Origin of the sequence: Stenotrophomonas sp. TD3, assembly GCF_001939825.1 — a bacterium.
In the GTDB taxonomy this organism is placed as follows: Bacteria; Pseudomonadota; Gammaproteobacteria; order Xanthomonadales; family Xanthomonadaceae; genus Stenotrophomonas.
In genome coordinates, this window is the sequence record NZ_MOYM01000001.1 from 1,438,752 (window position 1) to 1,453,909 (window position 15,158).

The following is a 15,158-nucleotide window of genomic DNA, read 5'->3' on the forward strand; positions in this document are numbered from 1 at the left end:
AAGGGGAGCGGTGCGCTGTGACATAAATGGATACGAACCCTTTACAGAGCATTAACTAACGAGACTACTATCGGGTCACCGGCTCGGTCATCGACCCTGCTGGCTCCTTCGACGCCCACTTTGGCGTCCTTTGCACGACCTGAGAGAGAGAGAGCTCGCCATGACTTCACGCACCACCGCACTGGGGCAGGCCATCCGCTACGCCCTGGCTACCACCGCAGCGCTGGCCGCCCTGCCCGCGTTTGCCCAGGACGGCAGCAGCGCCACTCCCACCAACCTCGATCGCATCGAGATCACCGGCTCGCGCATCCGCCAGGTGGACGTGGAAACCGCCCAGCCGGTGTTCGCGATCACCCGTACGGCCATCGAGCAGCAGGGCTTCAGCTCGGTCGCCGACATCCTGCAGAACGTCACCGCGATGGGCAGCCCGGCGATCAGCCGCGCCAACGCGCTGACCGCCGGTGAGAACGCGGGTGGTTCGTACATCGACATGCGCAACCTGGGCACCCAGCGCACGCTGGTGCTGATCAACGGCAAGCGTCTGGGCATCAGCACCTCCGGTTACCAGGACATCTCCACGATCCCGGTCTCGGCGGTGGAGCGCATCGAAGTGCTGAAGGATGGCGCGTCGGCCATCTACGGTTCCGATGCCATGTCCGGCGTGGTGAACATCATCACCCGTTCCAATGTCACCGGTGTGACCGCCAACGTCTACCACGGCCAGTTCAGCCAGGGCGACGGCGCGCGCGACCGCTTCGACGTGGTGGCCGGCTGGAGCAATGACCGCATCTCGCTGACCGTCGCGGCCGAACATGCCGAAGAAAAGGCAGTGTGGGCCAAGGACCGCGGTTTCAGCGCCTACGGCCTGACCGACCGCCATGCCGACAACCTGACCAACTGGACCACCATCAGCCAGTACGGCCAGTTCACCGGCCTGAAGGGTCGCCCGGGCTGCACCAACGCGAAGGACGGCTGCAACTACTCGCTCAACCGTGGTGCCGACCCGACCAACCCGGCCAACTACCACATCACCGATCCGTCGGCGTTCACTGGCGATGTCAGCAACGCCAACGACCAGATGCACCTGAACTTCCCGCTCAAGCGTGATTCGGTGTACTTCGACGGCCGCTTCAAGATCACCGACAACGTCAACTTCCGCACCGAGCTGGGCTACAACAAGCGCAAGGCCGTGCGCCAGATCGCCGGCTACCCGCTGCAGTCCAGCACCGCTGGCGTGGGTTCGATGTCGATCGACAGCTACTTCAATCCGTTCGGCCGCCAGCACGGCTACGCCACCCCGACCGCCGTCGCCTGGAACCGCCGTACCTGGGAAGTGCCGCGCGTGACCACCAGCGAGCTGAAGACCTACCGCGCGGTGGCTTCGTTCGACGGTTCGTTCGAGATCGGCAGCCGCTTCTTCGACTGGGAAGCGGGCTACCAGTACAACCGCAACGAGCTGGAAACCATCGCCACCGGCAACCTGCACAAGGCGCGCGTCGCCGGCGGCGTCGGCCCGTCGTTCTACAATGCGGCCACCGGCAAGGTCCAGTGCGGCACCGCTGCCGCGCCGATCTCCTATGACGTGTGCAAGCCGTGGAACCCGCTGGTGCCGTACGGCACGATCGATCCGAACGGCATCGATGGCAACGCCGACCTGCAGGCCTGGCTGTTCCCGCCGGAAGTCACCACCGGCAAGACCACCAGCAAGAACTTCTTCGCCAACATCGCCGGTTCCATCGTGACCCTGCCGGCCGGCGACCTGGGCTTCGCGTTCGGTGTGGAAAGCCGCAAGGAAACCGGTGAATACCGTCCGGATCCGCTGGCGCAGGCCGGCGCCACCACCAACCTGGCCGCAGGCCCGACCGGTGGCGGCTACAAGGTCAACGAGGCGTACCTGGAAATCAACGTGCCGGTGCTGGCGGACCTGCCGGGCGCGAAGGAACTGACCTTCAACGGAGCCACCCGCTTCTCCGACTACGACACCTTCGGCAACACGCTCAACAGCAAGTTCGGCTTCAAGTGGAAGCCGTTCGACCAGCTGCTGGTCCGTGGTACCTGGGCCGAAGGCTTCCGCGCCCCGACCATCAGCGATCTGTACGGTGGTGGCTCGCAGACCTTCGCCCAGTTCAGCGACCCGTGCGATACCGTGTTCGGCTCCTCGCGCACCAGCGCCGAAGTCCGCGCCCGCTGCGCCCGTGACATCGCCAACGCTGCAACCTTCCGCCAGCTGCGCCAGGGCAACCAGCCGGTCGCCACCTCCGTCGATGCGACGCCGGTGCCGTTCGTGTCGGGCTCCAACCCGACCCTGACCCCGGAAACCTCGACCAGCAAGACGCTGGGCCTGGTCTGGAGCCCGAGCTTCATCAAGAACTTCAACGCCTCGCTGGACTGGTGGAAGATCCGCATCGACAACACCATCGTTGCCGACAGCCCGACCCAGATCCTGATCGACTGCTACGAGCAGGGCATCGACGCACGTTGCCAGCGCTTCACCCGTGACAAGTCGACCGGCCCGACCGCCGGCATCGTCGACACCCTGCAGTTCGGCAGCCGCAATGCCGGCTTCATGGAAACCGAAGGCTACGACCTGGACCTGAACTACCGCCTGGATACCAGTGTCGGCAAGTTCAACGCCGGCTGGGCCACCACCTATGTCAGCAAGAGCGAGTTCCGCTCGACCAACGACAGCACGGTGGTGCCGACCGTTTCCAACGGCATCGGCAGCAACTTCCGCGTCCGTTCGAACCTGGTGCTGGGCTGGGACCTGGGCAACTTCGGCGTCAGCTGGACCGCGCGTTACTACTCCGGCGTGAAGGAGCAGTGCGTGGACATCCGCGCCTATCCGGACGAGTGCTCCGATCCGGGCGTGTATGCCCCGTGGTACAAGGGCGCACGCAACTACAACGAGCGTGGTTCGGTCACCTTCCACGACGTGCAGTTCCGCTACTCGCTGCCGTGGGATGCCACCGTCTCGGTCGGTGCCAACAACGTGTTCGAGAAGACCGGCCCGATCATGTACACCAAGCCGAACTCGGCCTTCTCGTACTACGGTGGCTACGACATCGGCCGCTTCGTCTACATGAAGTACCAGCAGCGCTTCTGATCCATCGCGCTGTGACATGAAGCACCACGACCACGGCCCTTCGGGGCCGTGGTTTTTTTGTGGGTGCCGGCGTCCATACGGTGGCTGGCGCCGCCGTCATCTGATGGTCGCAAAGTGGTCATGTCGGCTACATCGCCAGGCCCGAGCATGCCGGAAACCCGGAGGCCCGCCATGCGCTATGCCATCGTCACCGAGACCTATCCGCCGGAAGTGAACGGCGTTGCCCTCACCGTGCAGGGCCTGGAACAGGGACTGCGCAATTCCGGTCATGAGATCGACCTGATCCGGCCGCGCCAGTCCAGCGAAGCGCTGGACTCCGCACCTGGCACCCTGCTGGTTCCCGGCGCCGCCCTGCCACGCTACCCCGGGCTGCGCTTCGGCCTGCCGGCACCGATCCGTCTCGGCCGCCATTGGCAGCAACAACGGCCAGATGCCGTGTATGTCGCCACCGAAGGTCCGTTGGGCTGGTCGGCCGTGCGCACCGCACGGCGTCTCGGCATTCCGGTCGCCAGTGGCTTCCACACCCGCTTCGACGAATACCTGCCCGACTACGGCGTGGCCTGGCTCCAGGCAGCCGCGATGCGCTGGATGCGCCGCTTCCACAACCAGGCCGATGCGACCCTGGTGCCCACCCGCGAGCTGCAGCAGTTCCTCGGCGAGCAGGGCTTCGAACGCGTGCGCCTGCTGGCACGTGCAGTCGACAGCCAGCAGTTCGATCCGGGCCGGCGCGATCCTGCGCTGCGCGAGGAATGGGGCGTGGATGGCAATGGCCTGGTGGCGATCTATGTCGGCCGCATTGCCGCTGAAAAGAATCTTGGCCTGGCAGTGAAGGCGTTCCGCCGGCTGCAGCAGATCCGGCCCAAGGCACGCTTCGTGTGGGTGGGAGATGGCCCGGCCCGCGAGAAACTGGCACATGAAAATCCCGACTTCATCTTCTGCGGCATCCAGCGCGGCGATGCGCTGGCCCGGCACTTCGCCAGCGGCGATCTGTTCCTGTTCCCCAGCCGCAGCGAGACTTTCGGCAACGTGACTCTGGAAAGCATGGCCAGCGGTGTAGCCACCGTGGCCTTCGACTATGGCGCCGCCCGTGAGTACCTGCGCAGCGGTGAGAATGGCGCGGCGGTGGACAGCGACGAGCAGTTCATCGAAGCCGCCGTGCAACTGGCGGCGGATGACGCGCAGCGGCAGATGCTGGGCGGCAACGCCGCGCGCGCGATGAAACGCCTGCATCCACAGCAGGTGGTGGCCGAGTTCGATGCCCTGCTGGCCGAACTGGCGCAGTCGCGGAGGAGCGGCCATGCGCACCACGCGGCTTGAGCTGCTGGCCGATCGCGAAGCACGCCTGTGCCGACGGGCCAACCACTACTGCCGGCGCCGTCGCGTGCGCCGCCTGTTCTCGGTCATCAGCCGGCTCGGCGATGGCGTGTTCTGGTATGTGCTGATGGGCGCGCTGGTGGTGCTGGACGGCTTCGGTGGCCTACGCGCCTCGGTGCACATGGCCGCCACCGGCCTGGCCGCGCTGCTGCTGTACAAGGGCCTCAAGCGCTGGACCCGGCGCCCGCGGCCCTATGCGGCCGACCTGCGCATCCGCGCCTGGGTGGCACCTCTGGACGAATTCAGCTTCCCCTCCGGGCACACCCTGCATGCGGTGTCGTTCACCATCGTCGCACTGGCCTACTACCCTTGGCTGGCGCCGCTGCTGGTGCCGTTCACCGCCGGCGTCGCGCTGTCGCGGGTGGTCCTGGGCCTGCACTACCCCAGCGACGTATTGGCCGCGACGGGCATCGCGGTGCTGCTGGCGTCGGCCAGCCTGGCCTGGCTGCCGTTGCCGGTGTAGCCCGGGGTCAGATCCCTTTTCCTGCGGAACAGGGATCTGTCCCCCACAATGCCGGCGGCGCTACCGTCATCGTTGATGGCCTAGAATGCGGGCATGACCACGCTGTTCATTTCCGACCTGCATCTGGACCCCAGCCGTCCGGAGATCACCGACCTGTTCCTGCGCTTCCTGCGCGAGCAGGCGCCCGGCGCCGATGCGCTGTACATCCTCGGCGACCTGTTCGAGGCCTGGATCGGCGACGACACGCCCTCGCCCGCCGCCGATGCGGTGGCCGATGCGTTGAAGGTGCTCTCCGACAGCGGCGTTCCGGTGTACTTCATCCGCGGCAACCGTGACTTCCTGCTCGGTGAGGACTACGCGCGCCGTGCCGGCCTGCGCATCCTGCCCGACCCGTGCATGATCGAACTGTACGGCCGCCCGGTGCTGCTGCAGCACGGTGACCTGCTGTGCACCGATGACATTCCTTACCAGCAGTTCCGTGCACAGACGCGCGACCCGGTTTTCCAGGCGCAGTTCCTGTCGCAGCCGCTGGCCGCACGCATCGCCTTCGCGCAGAAGGCGCGCGAAGCCAGCCAGGCGCGCCAGACCGAGATGAAGCAGGACGATCGCGCGCAGTTCGAGTCGGTGACCGACGTGGCCCCTGCCGAAGTCGATGCCACCTTCGTGCGCCATGGCGTGGACACCATGATCCATGGCCATACCCATCGGCCGGCGATCCACACGCTGCAGGCCGGTGGACGCGAGCGCACCCGCATCGTGCTGGGTGACTGGTACGAACAGGGTTCGGTGCTGCGCGTGGATGCCAGCGGCTGGACACTGGATACCCTGCCGCGCGAATAATGGATCGCAAGGTGCCAACCAAGGTTGGCATCTACCAGAGCAGGTGCATCCGCCCGGGTAGACGCCGCCCTTGGTCGGCGCTTGGACTCAGCGGAAGGCCGCGATGGTGGCCTTGGTGTTGACCAGCACGCGCTGGTTGTCGGCGGTGCTGGCATTGCCCATCGGGATGCCGTTGTAGCTGATGTTCGGGTTGGACCAGTAGTTCAGGCGCGGGCAGCTGCGGGTGCAGTTGTAGGCCATGATCGTGCGCCAGCCGGTGCCGGTGGCCGGCTCGTAGCGGTAGCCGTGGCCATAGGCATACGGCGAGGTGCTCGAGTCGGTGGCGATGTCATGCCGCGCACTCTGCAGATGGCCGATCTCGTGCGCGAACGAGTAGTAGCCGGTCGCGCAATCCCAGTACACCGCCGCGAACGCGGTCGACGCCGTCGAGCCGATGCCCGAGGCCAGGCCGCAGTAGGCGGTGTTGTTGATCAGCAGCACGCCGACGTCGGCGGCGGTGTTGTTGCGGCTGGTATGGATGCTGTCCATGTAGCCATCGCTGGTGCCACGGAAGCGCGCCAGGTCGGTGTCGAAGCTGCCCGACTCGGTGTAGCTGGTGGTCTCGTAGCCGGCCAACTGCATGGTGATGCCAACGTTGCTGTTGACATAGCCCTGGTTGGATTCGGCCACCGCCAGCTGCACCAGCGACTGCATGTTGCCGCCATAGGCCGCGACGGCGGCATTGGTCGCCACCACCAGCACGCGGATGGTGGCCGGCGTGCCGGACGAAGCCTGGGCGATACCGAGGCGATCGTTGTTGCCCATCGGGATCTTCGGCAGCTGGTTGTAATCGGCCGGATGGTCGGCCGGCATCCGCGACTCATCTACTTCCACCAGCACGTGGCGGTTGCCCAGCGGGCGCAGGCGGTACAGCTTTCCATCCTTGCGGATCGAGCCGGTGATGGTATCGCCCGAGCGCACCAGGATCAGCGAATTGCCGGGATCGTCCTGGCCGTTGGAGGTGGCCGCGGTCAGCTTGTCCGAGGGCGAACGGAACTGGCCGTACCAGATGCTGCCGCCATCGGGCAGCGCCTGGACCTTGCTGCGCACCGCCTGCACGCGCTGGCCGAGCAGTTCGAATTCCAGCTGCGGCTGTGCAGTGGCGGCTGCATCGACACGCACTTCCTGTACCGTCGCCGTGGACGGGGTGGCCAGCAGCTTGCCGAGTGCGGGCTCACTGCTTGCCGATGCGCGGCTGATGACCGTCACCGGCTCGAACAACGGTGCCGCCTGCGCGGCCGCTGCCACCGACAAACCCAACACCAGGCCACCTGCCGCTTTACCAATCGATCTGGACAACATTGCGTCGCTCCTTGAATGATGTGAACAGCGTTGATGCAGCACGACCCGGTTTGCCGGGTTTGGCCATATGGCCTGCGCGGGTCGTGTGAATTCAATAGGCGAGTGGAATGAAAGTCAGGATTTGTGATCGACCGCATCTACGTTCAGTCAGGTCAAAAGCGTCACTACACTTCGCCAATACACCGCTTTCGCGCTACCGTGACGCAGCCACGACGGGGAATGCACATGGCACCATCGCAGGACACGGACGAAGATGTCGGCTTGCTGCGGATCGGCCTGTTCTTCGATGGCACCCGCAACAACGCACGCAACCTGGCGCGTGGTCGACCACAGCTGCCGCAGCCGCGCCCGGCGCAGCTGCGTGCCGATGATGATTCGACCTACCAGAGCCGGCTGACCAGCAGCTACGACAACGGCCTGACCAACATCGCGCGCCTGCAGCAGCTGTACCCGGACAGCCGCCGCGATGCGATGGCCGCGCCTTCGCTGTCGATCTATGTGGAAGGCGTGGGCACCCGCGATGATGCCGATGATGATCTGATCGGCCTGGCCTTCGGCATCGGTGCCAGCGGCGTCCGCGCAAAGGTGCAGCGTGCGCTGCAGGTGCTGCTGCCGGCTGCGCTTGCAGAACTGTCCACGCGTTGGCGGCAACCCCTGCGTCGCGTGCAGCTGGATCTGTTCGGGTTTTCGCGAGGCGCTGCCGCGGCACGTGATATCGCCAACCAGCTGCAGGGCTGGGATGCCGCTCGCTGGCGGCAACTGCTGCAGTCGTCCGGCCTGGCCTGCGCGGCGGAATTCGCTCCTGTCCTGCCGGGGCTGCGTTTCATCGGCCTGTTCGATACCGTGGTTGCGGTCAGCGGTGGCCGCTCCGACGAACAACCGCAGCTTGCCCTGCGCAGCGGCATCGCCGCACGCGTGGTGCAGCTGACCGCGCGCGACGAACATCGCCAGCACTATCCGCTGACCACGGTGGCACCCCCGTTCACCGAGATCGCCCTGCCCGGCGTGCACGCCAACATCGGCGGCGGCTACAACCAGCTGGAGGAAGGCCCCAAGCTGCTCAGCCGCCCACGCCGCCAGCAGCTGCGCCGCCCCGCCGTTGCCGACTACCAGATTCCCCCGCTGGCGATGCTGCAGGCCACCACCGCCTACGCTGAAACGCAGGCCGATGCCGAACGCTGGCGGCAGCAGCTGGGCGTGGACGAAAAAGAAGTCTGGGTGGATGTCTGGCACCAGTGGCAGCAGCAGCGCCGCGCCGGCAGCCGCAGCGTGCTGCTGTCGCCGGTGCTGTACGTCACCGCCGCCGTGGTGCTGCGCCGGCGCATCGATTGGCGCTACCAGTTGATCGCGCTGCAGGTGATGCAGCAACACGCACGCGATGCCGGCGTGCAATGGCGCACCGACGCCGCCGGGGTTCCCGGCTGGGAGCTGCCCGCCACCCTGCAGCCGATCGCACGGCGGCTGGTGGCCGGACAGGCGCTGACCCAGACCCAGGAGGCGCTGCTGCGCCGACGCTACCTGATGCAGTCGGCGCACTGGAATTTCGATGCACTGGGCGATACCGCACTGACCTACGCCGCCGATGCCGGCGTCAGCGAACTGCCCTACCGGCCCGGTCCCGGCCTGTTCTACATCAACCGGCCCACCGTGGATGGCAAGCGCGTGGTGTTGCCGAACGCATGAAAGAAGGGGACGGAGGGGATCAAGTCGTTCATGCATGAACGACTTGATCCCCTCCGCCCCCTTTTTCTGTCAGCCGGCCTGTTCGACCAGGCTGGCGAGCTCGTCGGCATCGAAGCCGGCCAGCAGGCGCGCTTCGATGTTGAACGGCCCATGCAGGTAGCCGCCGGCGTATTCCACCAGCAGTTCCTTGAAGCGCGCACGCGGCTCGACGCCGGCGCGATCGCAGTACCAGCGGTACCAGCGCGAACCGGCGGCAACGTGCGCCACTTCCTCGCGCAGGATCACTTCCAGTACGTCGGCGGTTTCGCCATCGCCGACATTGCGCAGCTTCTCGATCATGCCCGGTGTCACGTCCAGGCCGCGCGCCTCCAGCACGCGCGGCACCAGTGCCATGCGCGCCAGACCGTCATGCGCCGTCTTTTCGCACATTTCCCACAGGCCGTTGTGCGCGGGGAAATCGGCGTAGTCGTGGCCGTGCACCAGCAGCCGCTCGCGCAGCAGCATGAAGTGCCGTGATTCGTCGTCGGCACAACTGACCCAATCGGCATGGAACGCCGGCGGCAGGCCGCGGAAGCGGTATACCGCATCCCAGGCCAGGTCGATCGCGTTGAGTTCGATGTGGGCGATGGCGTGGATGAAGGCGGCGCGTCCTTCCACGCCGCCCAGGCCGCGCCGAGGAACTTCGCGCGGATGCACCAGCACCAGCCGAGCCGGCCGGCCCGGCATGCGGATCGGTTCCGGCGGCGGCGCATCGGCGGCCACCTTCAGGCGACCGGCACGGAACGCGGCCGCATACGCCTGGGTCAGCGCGACCTTGCGCAGCGGGTCGGCTTCGGCCAGGCACTGCTGCGCCGCGCGCAGCAGGTCGCCTCCAACATCGGGCACCGCAACCACGCCTGGACCTCAGGCGCGGCGCTTGTGCTTGGCGTCGTCCGAGCGCAGCTGCTGGATGCGCTCGAAGTAGCCCGGCTCGATACCCGTCGGGTAGTGGCCGTTGAAGCAGGACGAATCGAAGTTGCGCAGCGCCGGGTTGCCCTCGCTCACCGCCGCTTCCATGTCTTCCAGGTCCTGGTAGATCAGCCAGTCGCAGCCCAGGTGGGCCTCGATCTCTTCCACGGTGCGGTTGTGCGCAACCAGCTCTTCGGCCGCCGGCATGTCGATGCCGTAGATGTTCGGGTAGCGCACCGGCGGTGCCGCGCTGGCCAGATAGACCTTGCGCGCGCCCGCATCACGGGCCATCTGCACGATCTGCTGGCTGGTGGTGCCACGCACGATCGAGTCGTCCACCAGCAGCACCACGCGGTTGCGGAACTCCAGGTGGATCGGGTTGAGCTTGCGGCGCACCGACTTCACGCGTTCGCCCTGGCCCGGCATGATGAAGGTGCGGCCGATGTAGCGGTTCTTGATGAAGCCTTCGCGGTACTTCACCCCGAGCACGTTGGAGATCTCCAGCGCGGCATCGCGCGAGGTATCCGGGATCGGGATGATGGTGTCGATATCGTGGTCCGGGCGCAGGCGCAGGATCTTCTCGCCCAGCTTGATGCCCATGCGCATGCGCGCCTTGTGCACCGAGACGTTGTCGATCATCGAATCCGGGCGCGCGAAGTACACGTATTCGAAGATGCACGGGGTGTGCTCGGCCGGCTCGGCGCAGATTTCCGAGAACAGCTCGCCGCGCGCGGTGATCACCAGCGCTTCGCCCGGCTGCACGTCGCGCACGCGCTGGAAGCCCAGCACGTCCAGCGCGGCCGATTCAGAGGCCACGATGTACTCGTCGCCCTCGGCATGGCTACGCTTGCCCAGCACCAGCGGACGGATGCCATGCGGATCGCGGAAGGCGACCAGGCCCAGGCCCAGCACCACGCTGACCACCGCATAGCCGCCCTTGCAGCGGCGGTGCACGCCGGCCACCGCGCGGATCGCGGCTTCCGGGCTGAGCTGGCGCTGCTGTTCCAGCTCATAGGCGAACACATTCAGCAGCACTTCGCTGTCCGAATCGGTGTTGACGTTGCGGCGGTCCTGCTCGAACACCTGCTGGCGCAGCGCCTCGGTGTTGATCAGGTTGCCGTTGTGGGCCAGCGCGATGCCGTACGGCGAGTTCACGTAGAACGGCTGCGCCTCGTCCATGCCTTCCGAGCCGGCGGTCGGGTAGCGCACATGGGCGATGCCGACGCTGCCTTCCAGGGTGGACATGGTGCGTGCATCGAACACATCGCGGACCAGGCCGGTGGCCTTCTGCACCCGCAGGCGGCTGCCATTGGCCGTGGCGATGCCCGCCGCATCCTGGCCGCGATGCTGGAGAACGGTCAAGCCGTCATACAACTGCCCGGCGACGTTCTGGTTGCCGACGATTCCGACGATGCCACACATGGTGCGAGGTCTCCGCTGGGCTGTGCCCAGTTACAAGGAAGGTGGCCGTACCTGGCCGCGGTGGTCGCCGCGCCTGCGGTCGACATTGGCCGGATCGCCCGGCTCGATACTGTCTGGCAGTGCTGGGGCGTCCGGGCGCACTTCGGCCGGATCGTATGCGTCGCCCTGTTCCGCTTTCGCGGGCCGCAGCCATCCGCCGCCCGCCACTACCTGGTTGAGGATGCCATTATCGCCTGCCGCGCCCGGCTTTCCCAAATCGGCGCCTGCGCTCTTTCCCAGCTCCATCAATGCAGATGGGGACAGCATGTCGGTCGGCAAGGTCTTGGGCAGCAGGTCGGCGCCGGGCACCTGCCAGTGCGGCAGCTTCCCGTTCATCCAGGCCACGGCCGGGTTCAGCACCGGGCGGACCGCCGAGCGCTTCCAGGAGGGTTCGGCGGTCAGCGGGGTGAAGCTGGCCAGCAGCACCAGGATCGCCGCGATCAGGCCGCCACGCACGGCTCCCAGCACGCCGCCCAGCAACCGGTCCAGGCTGGTCAGCATGCTGCGGTGGATCATCGCCTTGATGACCATGCCGATCACCGCGACCACGATCATCACGCCAATGCCGACGCCCAGGTAGCCGCCGACGAAGTGCTCGCCGCCGGGCGCGGCCGGGGCCGCCCACCAGCGTGCCGCATCGTTGCCGAAGGCGAAGGCCGCCCACGCGGCCAGCAGCCACGACAGCGTGCCGATGACGATTCCAACAAAGCCACGCAGCATCCCGAGCAGGGTCGAGGCGGCGATCACGATCAGCAGCACCACGTCGATCATGGCGCCCCGCTCCTTCGGCGGCGCTGGCAACGGGCCTGCGCGTGGGTCATGGGTGCGGTCGGACCATGCCGGCCACGCCGACCTTGGCGGCGACCTGCGCCTTCAGCTGCTCGGCGTCAGCGCGGTTGGCCACCGGTCCGACGCGGACGCGATGCAGGGTGCCCTTTTCCGTGCGTACCTGCTCGACGAAAGCACTGAAGCCGGCGGCACGGACCTTGTCGCGCAGCGCATCGGCATCGTTGGCCTGGCCGAACGCGCCCAACTGCACGGCGAAGCCGACGCCACTGGCCGCCGGTGCGGCCGGCGTGGCCGGGGCCGTCGCCGGCTTGCTGGCAGTAGCCTCCGGCTTCGGCTCGGGCTTGGCCTCCGGCTTCGGGGTCTCGGGCTTCGGCGCCGGCTTGGGCGGCTCCGGCCTGGTGGTCGCCGTCGGCGTGCTTGGCGGCAGGCTTTCGCTGCGCACCGGGTTGCTGGTGGCCGACGGCGTGGTGGCCGCGGCCGGGGTGCTGGTGGTCGGCGCCGGCGTGGCAGCGACCGCCGCAGTGCTGCCTGCCGCCGCGTCCAGCGTGATGACCTCGGCCTTCACATCGGCGCGGATCTTCACCGCCTGCAGCCGGGCAGCCTCGGCCTGGGCACGGTCGGCATACGGCCCGACGCGCACTCGCCAAGCCTGGCGCCCGCTGATGGTGGTGGTTTCGGCGAAGCCCGGCATCTGCGAGCGCTTCAGGTAGGCGATCACCGCATCGGCGTCGGCCTTGCTGCCGTAGGCGCCGAACGTGACGGCGTAGTTGCCGGCGGCAACCGCCGGAGACGTGTCCACGGTCGGCGGCGTGGCCGGCGCGGCGGCCTCCTGCAGTGGCTTTGCCTGCCCGGTCTGCAGGCCGGTGGCACCACCGGCCGGAGCAACCAGCGGCAGCTCACGGGTTTCGAACTGGCCATCGGCCGGTGCGTCCGGCGCGGCGATCGGCACCGAGGCCACACCGCTGTCCGGCGCCGGTCCCTTGACCAGCATCGGCAGGAAAATCACGGCCAGCGCCACCAGCACGATGGCACCAATCAGACGCTGTTTCAGAGGCGTATCCACGTGAGGCGGCAACTGTCCGGAGGTTGCGGTCGATTATACGGGTGCCGGACCGGACGGCGTCGGCATTGGCTGAACGCGGATCAGGCGGCGCCCTGCAACCACTGCAGCGCGGCCGCAGCGGTATGGAAGGAGCCGAACACCAGTACGCGGTCACCGCGCCCGGCCTGGGCCAGGACCTGTGCCAGTGCCTGTTCGACGGTATCAGCCCGCTGGGCCTTGGCCGCCGCCGTGCCGGCCAGGCGTTCCTGCAACTGGGCAGCGCTCTGCCCGCGCGGGCCGTCCAGGCCAGCCAGGGTCCACTCGCCGACCACGTCCTGCAGTGCCTGCACCACGCCCACCGCGTCCTTGTCCTGTAGCGCGGCGTACACCGCCAGGGTGCGCCCGGCCGACGCTTCGGACTTCAGCGCGCGCGCCAGCTGGCCCGCCGCCTGCGGGTTGTGGCCTACGTCGACGCGGATCTGCACACCGTCACGCTCGAACGCCTGCAGGCGGCCGGAGATGCGCGCCGCCGCGATACCGGCAGCCCACGCCGCACGCGGCACCGGCTTGTCCAGCGCGCGCAGCGCAGCAATGGCGGCACCCGCGTTGGCCAGCTGGATCGGGCCGGCCAGCGCCGGTGTCGGCAGTTCCATGCGCAGGCCGACGTCGCGCCAGCGCCAGCGCTGGGCATCGATCGGCTCGTAGAAATAATCGCTGCCGCCCCGGATCGCATTGGCACCGACCAGGTAGGCACGTGCGAGCACGCTCGACGGCGGATCGGTCTCGCCCAGGATCACCGGCTTCCAGCCACGGATGATGCCGGCCTTCTCGGTGCCGATCGCTTCGCGGTCCTCGCCCAGCCATTCGGCATGGTCGATGTCCACGGTGGTAATCACCGCCACATCGGCATCGATGATGTTGACCGCATCCAGTCGACCGCCCAGGCCCACTTCCAGTACCGCCAGGTCCAGCCCGGCGTCGGCGAACAGCTGCAGCGCGGCCAGCGTGCCGTACTCGAAATAGGTCAGCGTGATGTCGCCGCGTGCGGCTTCAATGGCGTTGAACGCAGCGACCAGCGCAGCATCGTCCACGTCCTGGCCGTCGATGCGCACGCGCTCGTTGTAGCGCAGCAGGTGCGGCGAGGTGTAGGCGCCAACCTTCCAACCCGCAGCACGGCCGATGGCCTCGATGAAGGCCACGGTCGAGCCCTTGCCGTTGGTACCACCGACCACGATGGTGCGCTGGGCCGGCGTACCCAGGCCCATCGCTGCAGCCACGGCGCGCACGCGCTCCAGGCCCATGTCGATGGTCGCCGGGTGCTGGCGTTCAATGTAGTCCAGCCAGTCGGCCAGGGTGGTCGGGGTGTTCGTCACGGCAGCAGTTCCAGCAGAAGCAGTTGATGCGAGGGGATGGATCAGAGAGCGCGGTGCTTGGCTTCGCCGAAGAACGGCGTGTGGTGGGCGCAGTCGTTCAGGCGCACCACTTCCAGGCTGTCCAGGTCGGCGCCTTCGAGCAGGTTGAGCGTGGTCGGTGCCTGGCGGAAGGTCCACAGGCGGGAAATCGGCAGGCCCAGCACCTTGCACAGGATCACGCGGTTGACCGCGTCGTGGGCGACCACCAGCAGGGTGTCGTGCTCGCCAAGGCCTTCGGTTGCGCGGGCCAGGCCGCGCCAGCTGCGCTCCAGCACCAGGCGCAGCGATTCGCCGCCGGGCATCAGCACGGTATCCGGCTCCTCGCGCCAGGCCTGCAGGCGCGACGGATCCTTTTCATTGATTTCGCTGGCCAGCAGGCCTTCCCACTCACCGTGGGCGATTTCCTGCAGCTCCGGCTCGGTCAGCAGCATGTCGGCACGGGCGGCGCCGAGCGCCAGCTGCGCGGTGCGCTGCGCGCGCGACAGCGGCGAGGCGACGGCACGGGTGATGTCCACCGAGGCCAGGCGGGCACCCAGTGCCTGGGCCTGGGCTTCACCGATCGGCGAAAGCGGAATATCGATCTGGCCCTGGTAGCGGCCTTCGGCGTTCCACGGCGTTTCGCCGTGGCGGGCAAGCAGGATGCGCATGCGTGCAAGGGGTCCTGGGGGGAGGAGGTTTCCGCGTTTCGTTCACATCCTGTGA

12 protein-coding genes are annotated in these 15,158 nt (G+C 67.5%); 5 read left to right on the plus strand and 7 right to left on the minus strand.

Annotated elements, in window-relative coordinates:
* The first annotated feature begins 160 nt into the window (after positions 1-160).
* From BKE09_RS06815 to lpxH, 4 genes are all read left to right on the plus strand, one after another.
* A complete protein-coding gene (locus BKE09_RS06815) occupies positions 161-3,103 on the plus strand; it encodes a TonB-dependent receptor (RefSeq protein ID WP_075675255.1) in 2,943 nt (980 codons plus the stop codon).
* A 171-nt stretch (positions 3,104-3,274) separates the two neighbouring features.
* Positions 3,275-4,420, plus strand: a complete 1,146-nt coding sequence (locus BKE09_RS06820; RefSeq protein ID WP_075675256.1) for a glycosyltransferase family 1 protein — start codon at positions 3,275-3,277, stop codon at positions 4,418-4,420.
* Positions 4,401-4,940 (plus strand): phosphatase PAP2 family protein, encoded by a 540-nt coding sequence (locus tag BKE09_RS06825; RefSeq protein ID WP_075675257.1) that lies wholly within the window; start codon positions 4,401-4,403, stop codon positions 4,938-4,940. Before BKE09_RS06820 ends, BKE09_RS06825 begins: the two co-directional genes overlap by 20 nt.
* A 93-nt stretch (positions 4,941-5,033) precedes the next feature.
* A complete protein-coding gene (gene lpxH, locus BKE09_RS06830) occupies positions 5,034-5,780 on the plus strand; it encodes a UDP-2,3-diacylglucosamine diphosphatase (protein ID WP_075675258.1) in 747 nt (248 codons plus the stop codon).
* A gap of 87 nt (positions 5,781-5,867) precedes the next feature.
* Here the strand turns inward: lpxH and BKE09_RS06835 are convergent, their stop codons facing one another.
* Entirely contained in the window at positions 5,868-7,121 is a 1,254-nt protein-coding gene (locus BKE09_RS06835) for a M12 family metallo-peptidase (protein ID WP_075675259.1), read from the minus strand.
* A gap of 225 nt (positions 7,122-7,346) precedes the next feature.
* On the opposite strand from BKE09_RS06835, the gene BKE09_RS06840 reads away from it, so the two are divergent.
* Positions 7,347-8,804, plus strand: a complete 1,458-nt coding sequence (locus tag BKE09_RS06840; RefSeq protein WP_075675260.1) for a DUF2235 domain-containing protein — start codon at positions 7,347-7,349, stop codon at positions 8,802-8,804.
* Positions 8,805-8,873: 69 nt separating this feature from the next.
* Here the strand turns inward: BKE09_RS06840 and BKE09_RS06845 are convergent, their stop codons facing one another.
* The 6 genes from BKE09_RS06845 to BKE09_RS06870 all read right to left on the minus strand — a co-directional run bounded on the left by BKE09_RS06845 (position 8,874) and on the right by BKE09_RS06870 (position 15,103).
* The gene (locus tag BKE09_RS06845; RefSeq protein ID WP_075675261.1) at positions 8,874-9,698 is read right to left on the minus strand and encodes a ferritin-like domain-containing protein; all 825 of its coding nucleotides are present in this window, start codon (positions 9,696-9,698) and stop codon (positions 8,874-8,876) included.
* Between the two features lie 9 nt (positions 9,699-9,707).
* Positions 9,708-11,174, minus strand: coding sequence for an amidophosphoribosyltransferase (gene purF, locus BKE09_RS06850; RefSeq protein ID WP_005408246.1), 1,467 nt, complete (start codon positions 11,172-11,174; stop codon positions 9,708-9,710).
* A gap of 30 nt (positions 11,175-11,204) precedes the next feature.
* Positions 11,205-11,984 (minus strand): CvpA family protein, encoded by a 780-nt coding sequence (locus BKE09_RS06855; RefSeq protein ID WP_049446716.1) that lies wholly within the window; start codon positions 11,982-11,984, stop codon positions 11,205-11,207.
* Positions 11,985-12,030: 46 nt separating this feature from the next.
* Positions 12,031-13,065 carry an SPOR domain-containing protein gene (locus tag BKE09_RS06860; RefSeq protein WP_075675262.1) on the minus strand — a complete coding sequence of 345 codons (1,035 nt, stop codon included), beginning with the start codon at positions 13,063-13,065 and terminating at the stop codon, positions 12,031-12,033.
* 80 nt (positions 13,066-13,145) lie between these two features.
* Positions 13,146-14,417, minus strand: a complete 1,272-nt coding sequence (folC, locus tag BKE09_RS06865) for a bifunctional tetrahydrofolate synthase/dihydrofolate synthase (protein WP_075675263.1) — start codon at positions 14,415-14,417, stop codon at positions 13,146-13,148.
* 41 nt (positions 14,418-14,458) lie between these two features.
* Entirely contained in the window at positions 14,459-15,103 is a 645-nt protein-coding gene (locus tag BKE09_RS06870; RefSeq protein ID WP_010483945.1) for a histidine phosphatase family protein, read from the minus strand.
* Positions 15,104-15,158 lie beyond the last annotated feature (55 nt).

Coding starts and splice junctions, on each gene's coding strand:
- BKE09_RS06815 (WP_075675255.1), top strand. CDS start 161: ATGACTTCACGCACCACCGCACTGGGGCAGGCCATCCGCTACGCCCTG.
- BKE09_RS06820 (WP_075675256.1), top strand. CDS start 3,275: ATGCGCTATGCCATCGTCACCGAGACCTATCCGCCGGAAGTGAACGGC.
- BKE09_RS06825 (WP_075675257.1), top strand. CDS start 4,401: ATGCGCACCACGCGGCTTGAGCTGCTGGCCGATCGCGAAGCACGCCTG.
- lpxH (WP_075675258.1), top strand. CDS start 5,034: ATGACCACGCTGTTCATTTCCGACCTGCATCTGGACCCCAGCCGTCCG.
- BKE09_RS06835 (WP_075675259.1), bottom strand. CDS start 7,121: ATGTTGTCCAGATCGATTGGTAAAGCGGCAGGTGGCCTGGTGTTGGGT.
- BKE09_RS06840 (WP_075675260.1), top strand. CDS start 7,347: ATGGCACCATCGCAGGACACGGACGAAGATGTCGGCTTGCTGCGGATC.
- purF (WP_005408246.1), bottom strand. CDS start 11,174: ATGTGTGGCATCGTCGGAATCGTCGGCAACCAGAACGTCGCCGGGCAG.
- BKE09_RS06855 (WP_049446716.1), bottom strand. CDS start 11,984: ATGATCGACGTGGTGCTGCTGATCGTGATCGCCGCCTCGACCCTGCTC.
- BKE09_RS06870 (WP_010483945.1), bottom strand. CDS start 15,103: ATGCGCATCCTGCTTGCCCGCCACGGCGAAACGCCGTGGAACGCCGAA.